Origin of the sequence: Candidatus Marithrix sp. Canyon 246 (assembly GCF_001723685.1) — a bacterium.
GTDB lineage: Bacteria > Pseudomonadota > Gammaproteobacteria > Beggiatoales > Beggiatoaceae > Marithrix.
Genome location: NZ_MCBX01000002.1, coordinates 153,824 through 166,157 on the forward strand (window position 1 = coordinate 153,824; position 12,334 = coordinate 166,157).

Genomic DNA, 12,334 nt, shown 5'->3' on the forward strand with positions numbered 1-12,334 from the left:
CATATTTAAATGCTTATTTCACTTGTTTCTTGTAATTATATCATACAAATATATTTTTTTATGATATAATCATATTATGCGATATCTAACTGTTTTAGCTACACCGGTATTGTTAGCTGAGCAAAAACAAAATGTATATTTACGAGCCTCATTAACGGGTTTGCCTTTTAAACAACAAAAGCGTGTGCCAATTAGTGAAGGTGTACGCCCTCTTCGGGTGCTAGGCAGAGATGCTCAAATTCTAGCACAACATTTAGAATGTAATGTTGTGGGTTAAACAACGTAAATTAATGCGTACCAAACATTGATGAATCAAACAAATAATATAGATGTATTAATAATAGGTAGTGGCGCCGCTGGTTTAAGCCTTGCCTTAGAATTAGCTGATCATGTTAATGTAACTATTTTATCAAAGGCATCGCTTCAATACAGTTCCACCAAATATGCTCAAGGAGGCATTTCAGCGGTATTAAGTGAAGATGATTCACTGGATTCACATGTAGAAGATACACTTAATGCTGGTGCTGGATTATGTGATCCTGATATTGTCAATTTTACGGTTTCACAAGGTGCTGATCGTATAAATTGGCTAATTAAGCAAGGAATGCCTTTTACACAAGCAACTGATTTGCATGGTAATATTAATTACCATTTAACTCGTGAAGGTGGGCATAGTCATCGGCGTGTAATACATGCCGCTGATGCTACTGGTGCTGCTATAGTTTCTACTTTATCACATAAAGTCAATGTTAATTCAAAAATCAACTTATTAGAAAATCATATTGTAATTGATTTAATTTTATCTGATTCCAGATGTGTTGGTGCTTATACTTTAAACATAAATACCAATAAAATTTCTATTATTCGCGCTAAATTTGTAGTATTAGCTACTGGTGGAGCTGGTAAAGCCTATTTATATACCAGTAATCCAGATGTTACTACTGGTGATGGAATTGCTATGGCTTGGCGTGCTGGTTGTCGCGTTGCTAATATGGAATTTATTCAATTTCATCCAAGCTGTTTATATCATCCCGAGGCTAAATCATTTCTCATAAGTGAAGCTGTCAGAGGTGAAGGTGGAAAATTATGCTTACCAGATGGTAGTAGGTTTATGGATAAGTTTGATTCACGAGCCGAACTTGCACCTCGCGACATTGTAGCACGAGCTATTGATCATGAAATGAAACGCTTAGGTTGTGATTGTGTATATCTTGATATTACACATAAATCTAAAGATTTTATTATCAAACATTTTCCTAATATTTATCATCGTTGCTTATCATTAGGCATTAATATGAGCAATGAAGCGATTCCAGTAGTGCCAGCGGCTCATTATACTTGTGGAGGTGTGATGACAGATCGTAATGCACGTACAGATATAGAAGGATTATATGCGATAGGAGAAGTGGCTTTTACTGGTTTGCATGGAGCCAATCGTATGGCAAGCAATTCATTATTAGAATGTTTAGTGTTTGCACATGCTGCTAGCCTTGATATTTTAGCCCATATAAATGATATTCCAATGCCAGCTAATTTAGCTGAGTGGGATGAAAGCCGCGTTACAGATTCAGATGAAGAAGTAATTGTATCGCATAACTGGGATGAATTACGTAGATTTATGTGGGATTATGTTGGTATAGTGAGAACTACTAAACGTCTGCAACGCGCTAAAAATAGAATTGACTTATTACAAAGCGAAATTGAAGAATACTATAGCAACTTCAAAATCACCAATGACTTACTAGAATTACGTAATTTAGCAGTTGTAGCTGAATTAATAATTCGCTCTGCTCAACTTAGACAAGAAAGCAGAGGCTTGCATTATATACTTGATTATCCTAATATTAATGAAGTTGCAGAAAATACTATTTTGACACCAAACTAATAAAGACCTGACAGGTTTTAAAAACCTGTCAGGTCTGAGAGCTTTTATTTTTCTGAAGGTCTATAGGCATATCCGATTAACAGCTTTATTAGAAGGTAGTAAATTTATGAAATTAAAAAAAATTATTGTTCCAACCCTGATAATCTCATTATCAGGAGTCGTACAAGCGAATAGCATTGAATTCAGTCCAGTTAAAGTACCTGAAACTGATGCTGAAAAAAGTTCTATTTTAGTTTCTCAGTCAGTTAAAATCAATGGTCGTGATGAGGCTCATCAGATTGGATTTCATACTATTTTACGTAGTGGTGATAAAGTTGGCGATCGAATCTTTGGTCAATTAATTGATAGTAATGGCAATCCACTTTTAGCTGAAGACGGAAGTGTTAAAATCAGCAACAATAATGACTTTGCTTCTTTGTTGCCAATTGGCAATAAATTGTTTATGGTTTCTCATTTTGAAAGCCGCCCCGGGGCAATATATATAACTGAACTCAATCAAAATTTGAAAACCGGTTTATTGACCGCTGTTAATACTAAACCTGCTGATTTATCAAAAGTTAAGGGTGGCTGGCTACATTGTGCTGGCAGCGTGACTCCTTGGAATACTCATCTAGGTAGTGAAGAGTATGAACCAAATGCTGAATTACATGATGCAAAAACTGGTAGTCTTGACCGTCATTATGAGGCAATGGCTGCTTATTATGGTGGCAATTTGTTGAAACTTAATCCTTATTATTATGGCTATACTATTGAAATAAAAATACTAAACCAAGCAGGCGATTATGATGTCATCAAGCATTATGCTATGGGACGTTTGGCGTTTGAACTTTCTTATGTATTGCCAGACCAAAAAACTGTTTATCTTTCAGATGACGGAATTAATGTAGGTCTTTATATGTTTGTTGCTGATCGTAAGATGGACTTGAGCAGTGGAACACTCTATGCTGCTGTTTGGAATCAAATAAGTGCTGAAAATGGTGGTAATGCTAAATTAGAATGGGTTAATCTAGGACATGCTACTCATAGTGAAATAAAGCAATATCTTGATCAAGGCATTACTTTTGCTGAGATTTTTGATAAGGTAGCACCTGTAGAAGCAGGTGTATGTCCCGATACTTATACCTCAATTAATGCTGGATACAAAGCAGATAAATATGGTCGTTTTCATCAATGTTTAAAAGTTAAACCGGGTATGGAAAAAGCCGCATCTCGCCTAGAAACGCGCCGTTATGCAGCCATGAAAGGTGCCACTACAGAATTGGGAAAAGAAGAAGGTATCACTTTTAACCAAGTAACAAATACACTTTATGTAGCTATCAGTGGAATTGTGCGTGGTATGGAAGATAATCAGAAAAATGGTAAAGCTAATACCAAGTATGATATTGGTGGACCTAATAAAATCAAACTACCTTATAATCGTTGTGGTGGTGTTTATGCGCTAGATTTAGGAACAGATGCAGCTATTGGTAGTAATTTTGTGGCTAAAAATATGTATGGATTAATAATGGGCAACATGACACAAGCCTATGATAAAAAAAGTCATATTCCTGTGTACCAACAACCATTTACTAAAAATAAATGTGATATTGATGGAATAGCTAATCCTGATAACCTTGCTTTTATTCCTGACTATCATACACTCCTTATTGCTGAAGATACCGGTTCTGGTCACCAAAATGACATGATGTGGTCTTATAATCTCAAAACCAAAAAACTCACACGGATTCAAACCACACCTTATGGTAGCGAAACCACCTCCCCATATTTCTATAAAGACATCAATGGTTTTGGCTACTTAATGACAGTGATACAACATCCTTATGCTGAAAGTGATCAGGATAAATTAAATAATGCCAGACAAGCCTTAACTTACACTGGCTACATTGGACCTTTTTCCGCTTTAAAATAAAATTGAACCTATTAAATTTACTAGTTATAATGACTTTGCAAAGCAAAGCATTAAGCAATGAAGCGGCTTATATTCCGCCACAATGTTATACCAAAACAATAGATTCTCAAAGCAGGGTTTATAATCCCTGCTTTACTTGTCATCAAGACAGTATTGCTCCCAATTATAATAATGATGCAGACTTGCAACAATCTTATGCCTTTCCAGAATATGCCTTAACTAACCATTGGACGAATTTATTTAAGGATCGTTCACAGGAAGTTGCAGCTATTAGTGACGCTGATATTTTAGCTTATATTCGGACTGATAATTATAAACTTCTAATTGATAAATTAAGTAATAATGCTCAATGGGATGGCTTTGTTCCCGATTGTTATTTTAATTTTGATGCTGAAGGTTTTGATCGCGATACTGTTGGTAATTATACTGGTTGGCGAGTTTTTGCTTATTATCCTTTTCCGGGTACATTTTGGCCCGCCAATGGTTCTACTGATGATGTATTAATTCGTTTATCGCCAGAGTTTCAGCAAAATGACAGCGGCGAATTTAATCTACAAATTTATAAACTCAATTTAGCTATAGTTGAAGCTCTAATCAAACGACAAGATGTTGCTATTTTTCCGGTAGATGAACGGCAATATGGAGTCGATTTAGATAAAAATGGACTTGTGGCAACTGCTAATAAAATAGTCTATGATTGGGCACCTTTGCAAAAACGCTATATGAGCTATGTCGGCAAAGCTAAGCAAAAAAAACTAGCGGCAGGATTATTTCCGTTAGCAACAGAATTTCTTCATAGCGTTCGCTATATTGATATTGATAAACAAAACAATATAAAAATGGCTGCTCGTATGAAAGAATTACGTTATGCGCGTAAAGCATCATGGCGTAACTATGGTCAACTTGAAGACTTTGCTCTTGATGAAATCAAAGAAGCAGATGACTTTCCAGATCGCTTAGATCAAGTTATTGGAGACATGGAACATGGCGTAAGCAATAAACATGGTTGGATTTTGCAAGGATTTATCGAAAATGCTGAAGGCGATTTACGCCCTCAAACTTACGAAGAACATGTATTTTGCGTAGGCTGTCATTCAACTATTGGCGCAACCACTGATGGTATGTTCGCCTATGCCCGTAAACTGCCCGGCGAAACAGCTTGGTATCATTGGAATCAAAAGGGGCTTAAAAATTTACCCGAACCAGTTAATAATGAATATAGCTTATATTTAGAAAAAAATGGTGCAGGTGACGAATTTCGAGCTAACAATGAGATCATTGAAGCTTTCTTTAATCAAGACGGATCACTAAAGCAAGACATGCTGAATAAATTACATAATGATATATCATTATTATTATGGCCATCGCCAGCGCGTGCATTACAACTAAATAAAGCCTATCGAGTAATTGTCCAAGAACAAAGTTTTAAACAAGGGCGAGATGCGACAATTATCCCTCCAGAAAATGTTCATCGAAAAGTTGAAGAAGATCAGACAACTGGAATTGGTGGTTGATATATTAAAAATATATGTCATAATAAATCATTATGCGATATATAACTGTTTTCTTCATTGTTTTAATAATCTTTGTTGTAATTAAAATGTCAAACACTGTTTTAGCTTACCAAATAAAATTAGATACTGCTTTAGCTACACCGGTATTGTTAGCTGAGCAAAAACAAAATGTATATTTACGAGTCTCATTAACTGGTTTGCCTTTTAAAGAAAAACAAAAGCGTGTGCCAATTAATGTGGCTTTAGTAATTGATAAATCAGGTTCAATGCAGGGTGAAAAAATTGTTAATGCCAAAAAAGCCGCTATTATGGCTGTTGAGCATTTGCGCCCATATGATATTATTTCAGTAATCACTTATGATCATCAGGCTGAAATTTTGTTGCCAGCGACTAAGGCGACTGATAAGCAGATGATAATTCAAGAGATTAATAATTTAAAAGCTGGTGGTTCAACTGCGCTTTATGATGGAATGGAAAAAGGTGCAAGAGAAATTCGCAAGTTTTTAGATAGGAAACGAGTTAATCGTATTGTTTTAGTATCGGATGGGCTAGCAAATGTTGGACCAAGTACCCCTGAAGAGTTAGGAAAATTAGGTGCTGCATTAGGTGAAGAAAATATTTCTGTTACTACCATTGGTTTGGGTTTAGGCTATAATGAGGATTTAATGACTCAATTAGCTAAAAAAAGTGATGGTAATCATGCTTTTGTCGAACATGCTAATGATTTGTTAGCTTTTTTTGAACATGAGTTTAGTGATATATTATCGGTAGTATCTCAAGAGGTTAATGTTACTATTATTTGTGCTGAAGGTGTACGCCCTCTTCGGGTGCTAGGCAGAGATGCTCAAATTGTAGCCCAACAAGTGTTAATAAAATTAAACCAATTGTATAGTGAACAAGAAAAATATATTCTATTAGAATTGGAAGTGGCTGCCAATAAAGTTGCTGAAGAGCGTATGATTGCTGGAATAGCAGTGGTTTATCGCCGTATGGATAATGATAAAATGGAACGTATGAGTAGTATGGCAACAGCCAGTTTTACTGATTCACTAGAGCTAGTGGCAAAAAATACAGATGTTAGTGTAATGACAGCGGTGGCAGAACAATTAGCGGTAGAAAAAAATGAGTTAGCAGTAAAATTACGCGATGAAGGTAAAATAAAAGAAGCACAGCGCGTTTTAATAGAAAATGCTAATAAGTTAGGCGAAGAAGCGGCTAAATATAATTCCAAGTCATTGAAAAAGCAGCAACAGATGAATTTGGATGATGCTAAAAATTTAGAAGGTAAGAAGTGGGTTAAACAACGTAAATTAATGCGTACCAAACAGTATAAGTCAAAAACCCAGCAGAAATATTGATGAATCAAACAATTTACACTATCTACTATCTTCTGATGCGTACCCGTCAATTGATTCGTACACTGATTTATTTTGGTTTGGACAGCGAAAAGGGGCAACAAGCCATTGCAACCATAAATCATGCGCATCGCTCAGTTAAAGCGAATAATGATGATTATCGCTATGTGCTGTCCACTTTTTTTTTAGAACCATTTCGTTGGAATAGCCACTTTTAAAAACCAGATATTAGCTCAGAAGATCAACAGATGTCAATTTACGATCTCTTCACGACATTCCAGCGAGATTATGAAGTCGAACATATGGGCTATAGCGATGAGGGTCATTGATCCACAGGTTCAACGTTGCCTGAATTTACCCAATCCCCTAATACCACAAAAGGTGATTGTTTGGTTGTTGAACAGCATCCGTATCAATCTTTGTATAAGTATCTGTAGGCGTTGACTATGTTTAGATATATGAAAACATTCCCAGAATATGAACAATATGATGCTTTAGCCTTAGCAGAGTTGGTAAAAAAGGGAGAAGTATCTCCTAAAGAACTATTAGCTGAGGCAAATGAACGCTTATCAAAAATTAATCACAAGTATAATGCCGTTATCTATCAGGATAATTCTTTCGCAGAAACACTTATCAATAATTTAGATAAAAATAGTCTTTTTTGCGGTGTTCCATTTTTAGTAAAAGATTTAATGCTTGCATTTAAAGGTATGCCAATGTCAAATGGCAGCAATGCAATGAAGTCATATGTTCCAAATGAAAATAACAGAATGGCAGATCAGCTTAATTCTGCTGGATTAATTACATTCGGAAAAACAACAACATCAGAAATAGGTAATTCACCTATAACAAAAACCACGGCTTTTGGTGCGACCCTAAATCCTTGGGATATATCAAAAAATTCAGGTGGATCAAGTGGTGGTAGCTCAGTAGTTGTAGCTTCAAGAGTTGTTCCAATGGCTTATTCTAGTGATGGTGGCGGTTCTATCAGGCTTCCTGCATCATATTGTGGAATCTTTGGATTCAAACCTTCACAAGGGCTAAATAAATATGAAGATATGACTAAGGCTTGGGCTGGTGCTGTAGTTAGTCATGTTTCTACAATTTCAGTTCGAGATAGTGCCGCTTATCTTGATATGGTTGCAGGAAACCTAGGAAATGATTATTCAATATTAAATCCCAAAGAAAATAGTTATCTATTTTCAGCTACATGTGAGGAAAAGAAATTAAAAATTGGATTGATTACAGAATCACCAATAAAAACTAAAGTTCATGCTGAATGTATTAAAGGTGCCGAATTAGCAGCAAAATATTGTGAAGATTTAGGTCATGATGTAGAAGCAACGCAATGGAACTTTGATGGAAGAGAATTAATGCGTGCATTTATAATAATAGTTATTCATTATACACATGGTAATATAATTGATATGGCAACTTTATTCGGAGTTAAAGAAAATGAATTGGATATTGAATTAAATACAAAATTTATGTCCATTGCAGGAAGTGGAATTAGTCAGGATAAAGTGAATCAAGCATTGAAAATATGGAAAACTACATCTCAAAAAATGTCAATACTACATCAAAAATATGATGTTATCTTAACCCCTACGGTTGCAACTTTACCCCTAACAAGCAATGCTCTTGAGTTTAATGTTTTTGAAAAATTGTTACTTAAATTTCTGATTGTTACAGGATTAGGTAAAAATGCTATTTATAAAAATACTTTAGAGATTCTTATTGATAAATTATTGTATCACATGCCTTTCACACCAATAGCGAATATTACAGGGCAACCAGCCATGTCAGTTCCACTATACTGGGATCAAAATGGTTTGCCTCATGGGGCACATTTTATGGCGGCAGTTGGAAATGATAAGGTATTATTTATGTTAGCAAAACAACTAGAATCAGAACATTCTTGGCAGAATAAAATTCCTAGTCATGTTGGGTCAGTTAAACAGGTTTTGCTGAAATAGAAATTCAATTGAAAGATGAAAGTAAGGATTTTATCCAATTTAGTTTTTAAACAAGTTCCAGTTTTGGCTCTAATCTTTCCCTTTGCTGGTGATTTCTTTAAGCGGCTAAATTATCATTTAGCTAGTTATTGGCTGGAATATTTTCCTAAGAAGCGGTAATTAAATAAACTTGTCAGGCTTGAGAGAATTAAAATCATGGTAATCCTTTCATCCTTTAAACGAAGTAACGTTAAAATTCTAAATTCCATAAGGGAAGCGAATGATGTTGTTGCCACTGTACCTACTAGTAAAGAACTTGGGTTGGTAAAGCGGGATGTTCGCTCTTCTTTTTATGATAGCATGACAAGATTAATGATATGAGCGATATACAAGATTTATTTGATAAAATAACCTCGGAAGATACCAACATAGATGCTGTATTTGAATTTACACCAGTAACAGTTAGTATTGTGCTTGTTGGCAAAAACCAAACACGTTTATTGCTTCCTAAAATTACTGAATGTCTCCTTGATGCAGGAGATATATACGAAAAATAACTTACAAAAGGATAAACAAATGATTTTAGCTGGTGATGTTGGTGGTACTAAAACTCATTTAGGAATTTTCAAACAAGAAAATGATAGAATAATATCTCTTATAGAAAATAAATATGAAAGCCAACAGTATGATAGTTTTGAAAGTTTGATAAATGACTTTTTAGCTCATGTCAGCGAAGACAACAAAATAATTGACACTGCTTGTTTTGGCATAGCTGGACCTATAGAAAAAGATCAAGAAGGAAAATGCTCTTGTCAAATGACTAATATTAAGCAATGGCCACTGATGACAGAAACTAACTTAAGCAAGCTAATTAAGGAAAAACCTGTATTTTTTCTTAATGATATGGAAGCTATAGCTTATGGTATTTCTCAACTTGGTGAACAAGATTTAGAAATTATTAATCAGGGTAAATATTTAGAAGGTAATCGCGCTATTATTGCCGCTGGTACTGGACTAGGAAAAGTAAAATTGCCTTGGAAAGAAAATGAACATTATCCTTCGGCTTCTGAAGGTGGACATGTCAACTTTGCACCTAGCTATGACAAAGATAATTTACAATTAAAATTATTAAGTTATTTACAAGATAGAAATCAAGGCAATGTTAGTATTGAACAAATTTTGTCAGGAAATGGACTGATAAATATTTATCAATTCCTGACAAATGAAAAAGACGCTCAAGAATCTGAAGTTTTGATAGAACGTATGAAGCAAGCTGATGATGTAGCTCAAGTTATTAGTGAATCAGCATTAGCTAAAGAAGATGCTTTGTGTGAAAAAGCATTAGACCTATTTGTATCAATTTATGGATCAGTTGCCGGTGATTTAGCATTGCATGATAAGACGGTAGGTGGTATCTATATTGGAGGTGGTATTGCTCCGAAAATATTAGAAAAAATGCGTGATGCTAACTTTATGCGTTTTTTTACAGCCAAAGACACTCAAAATCCTAAATTTGCTCAACTCAATGCCGATATACCAGTTAAAGTAATTATGAATGATAAAGTAGGATTATTGGGAGCCGCAGGATACGCAGCAAAAAGTGGAGTGTACGTATGATTTTAATAGGCGAAATTGGCGCGACAAATAGTCAACTAGAATAAATAAGATGCAAAAGTTGTTATTGACATGACATTGAATAATAAAAATGCTTTATGTCAACAAACACTCAAATTATTTGCCTCAATTTTTGGTGCCGAAGCGGGTAATATAGCATTAAGTTTTCTGACTTCTGATGGTATATATATAAGTGGCGAATTAGCATTAGCAGTTTTAGGAAAATCTCCAGATTATGATAAAAGATAAATATATAGATCCATTTACAGATTTTGGATTTAAACGAATATTTGGAACTGAAGAAAATAAACGCTTTTTGATTGAATATTGGTTATATTATTTAAGTAATTTAGCCAAATGCCAGTCTATACCTAAGATATTAGAAAAAGATCAGTTAATAAAAGAGGCTTTGAATAAAGATGAACAATTTGCTTATCAATTAGACTTAAAAGCCAAGTTGGATTATAAAAATGTACTTGATTATGCTAAAGAAGAAGCAGAAAAAAAGGGAATAGAACAAAAAATTTATTAGATATTTTGGATGTTGAAACGATTGCTTTGAAAACTAGTTTAACTGTAACAGAGGTGCAAAGATTGAAGAATGAGAAATAAACCTGACAGGTTTTTAAAACCTGTCAGGTTTGTTTAAAAATCTATCTTTGAGCAGTATTTAAATAATTATGACCATAGCGATGAATGCTATTGACAATCTTATCTTCAATCTTATCAGCTTTCCAACCACCACATCGGTTGTTATTTAAAAATATTGCATATCCAAATACTTTGCCTACTGGAGTAGCTACATAACCTGCTAAGGTGCTTACTCCTCTTAAAGTTCCAGTTTTGGCTCTAATCTTTCCCTTTGCTGGTGATTTCTTTAAGCGGCTGGATAATACTCCATAAGCTCCCATTACACGTAATACTGACATAAAATCTGGACCAATATCAAAACGAGAATACATTCTAGTTAATAAATCAGTTATTGCACGAGTTGTCATTCTATTTTTACGTGATAAACCAGAACCATCAGCTAAGCTTACTCCTCGCAAATCTACACGACTTAGAGTTAAAAATTGTCTAGTTAATTTCAAAGCTTCTGCATGAGTTCCCGGTGTACCATAACGCACTGCGGCAATTGTTTTGAGAACTTGTTCTGCGGTTAAATTATTAGAAAATGTATTTAACTCTTTTAAAATCAAAGATAAGGGTGGTGATAAATGTGTATAAATTGCCTTGCCTGCAACAGGTCTATATACTACTTTAGTTTTACCTTTAACTCTTATTCCAGCTTTTTTTAATAAATAATTAAATGTTTCACTTGCATAGCGCATTGGTTCTAAAACATTTAGACGAATCAGTTTTTCTCTACTTTTAATAGGTAACTTACCTCTAAGTTGCATCTTTATATAACCTGAAGCATTTTCGCTTCTTTTTACGGATACTGTATTGCGCCCACGTTTTATAGTTTTAGCATTATTAGATAATAACATATAAGGAACAGAAGGTTCTATCCAAGCATTGACTTTATCTCCTGAATAATCTCCCGGTTTAACATGTACTGCAATACTATTAAAATTTAGGGATAAAGCACCTATTTTTGCATCATAAGCCCAATCACTTCGGTTCACTTCCCATGCAGGTGCCCGATTATAACTATCGAAAAAGTGCAGATCAATTAGTAAATCACCTGTGACTTCATAAATACCACTGGCTTTCAGTTGTGTTGCTATTTTCCATAAATCTTTAGTTGATAAGAAGGGATCACCTCCTCCACGTATGACTAAATGTCCATTTATGGTGCCTTGACGTTTTTGTCCAGTATGTAAAATAGTTGTTTTAAAACGATATTCTGGGCTTAAATAATGTAAAGCTGAAGCAGTGGTAATTAATTTCATTACTGAAGCGGCTAATAATGGTTTTAAGCTATTGTAATCATAAACTATATGTCCGCTTGGCATTTCAACCACTCTGACAGATGTTTGGTTGCGATCTAAACAAGCATTTTTTAATGCTCCATCAATATTTTGAGTTAATATATTTTGTGAATAAGCATAACTACTTATACACATTAATAGTAATACATTTATATATTTATACATAAA

At 34.5% G+C, this 12,334-nt stretch carries 12 protein-coding genes; 11 read left to right on the forward strand and 1 reads right to left on the reverse strand.

The window, feature by feature from the left end; translation table 11 throughout:
• Positions 1–76 precede the first annotated feature (76 nt).
• From BHU68_RS02080 to BHU68_RS02125, 11 genes are all read left to right on the forward strand, one after another.
• Positions 77–277, forward strand: a complete 201-nt coding sequence (locus tag BHU68_RS02080) for a hypothetical protein (protein WP_069469789.1) — start codon at positions 77–79, stop codon at positions 275–277.
• Positions 278–307: 30 nt separating this feature from the next.
• Entirely contained in the window at positions 308–1,885 is a 1,578-nt protein-coding gene (nadB, locus tag BHU68_RS02085) for an L-aspartate oxidase (protein WP_069469790.1), read from the forward strand.
• A gap of 106 nt (positions 1,886–1,991) precedes the next feature.
• Positions 1,992–3,794, forward strand: coding sequence for a PhoX family protein (locus BHU68_RS02090; RefSeq protein WP_069469791.1), 1,803 nt, complete (start codon positions 1,992–1,994; stop codon positions 3,792–3,794).
• Positions 3,795–3,823: 29 nt separating this feature from the next.
• On the forward strand, positions 3,824–5,308 hold the full coding sequence (locus BHU68_RS02095) for a hypothetical protein (protein WP_069469792.1): 1,485 nt from the start codon (positions 3,824–3,826) through the stop codon (positions 5,306–5,308).
• An 86-nt stretch (positions 5,309–5,394) separates the two neighbouring features.
• Complete coding sequence (locus BHU68_RS02100) at positions 5,395–6,666, forward strand: vWA domain-containing protein (protein WP_253181140.1); 1,272 nt, start codon at positions 5,395–5,397, stop codon at positions 6,664–6,666.
• The gene (locus BHU68_RS02105; RefSeq protein WP_141699459.1) at positions 6,663–6,881 is read left to right on the forward strand and encodes a hypothetical protein; all 219 of its coding nucleotides are present in this window, start codon (positions 6,663–6,665) and stop codon (positions 6,879–6,881) included. Before BHU68_RS02100 ends, BHU68_RS02105 begins: the two co-directional genes overlap by 4 nt.
• A 240-nt stretch (positions 6,882–7,121) precedes the next feature.
• Positions 7,122–8,639: an amidase gene (locus BHU68_RS02110; RefSeq protein ID WP_171899598.1), complete on the forward strand. Its 1,518-nt coding sequence runs from the start codon at positions 7,122–7,124 to the stop codon at positions 8,637–8,639.
• A gap of 356 nt (positions 8,640–8,995) precedes the next feature.
• Positions 8,996–9,175: a hypothetical protein gene (locus tag BHU68_RS02115; protein WP_069469796.1), complete on the forward strand. Its 180-nt coding sequence runs from the start codon at positions 8,996–8,998 to the stop codon at positions 9,173–9,175.
• A 19-nt stretch (positions 9,176–9,194) separates the two neighbouring features.
• A complete protein-coding gene (glk, locus tag BHU68_RS02120; protein ID WP_069469797.1) occupies positions 9,195–10,235 on the forward strand; it encodes a glucokinase in 1,041 nt (346 codons plus the stop codon).
• A gap of 63 nt (positions 10,236–10,298) precedes the next feature.
• On the forward strand, positions 10,299–10,481 hold the full coding sequence (locus BHU68_RS16225; RefSeq protein ID WP_256359158.1) for a glucokinase: 183 nt from the start codon (positions 10,299–10,301) through the stop codon (positions 10,479–10,481).
• On the forward strand, positions 10,468–10,764 hold the full coding sequence (locus BHU68_RS02125; protein ID WP_069469798.1) for a hypothetical protein: 297 nt from the start codon (positions 10,468–10,470) through the stop codon (positions 10,762–10,764). Before BHU68_RS16225 ends, BHU68_RS02125 begins: the two co-directional genes overlap by 14 nt.
• 121 nt (positions 10,765–10,885) lie before the next feature.
• Here the strand turns inward: BHU68_RS02125 and dacB are convergent, their stop codons facing one another.
• On the reverse strand, positions 10,886–12,331 hold the full coding sequence (dacB, locus tag BHU68_RS02130) for a D-alanyl-D-alanine carboxypeptidase/D-alanyl-D-alanine endopeptidase (RefSeq protein WP_069469799.1): 1,446 nt from the start codon (positions 12,329–12,331) through the stop codon (positions 10,886–10,888).
• Positions 12,332–12,334: the final 3 nt, after the last annotated feature.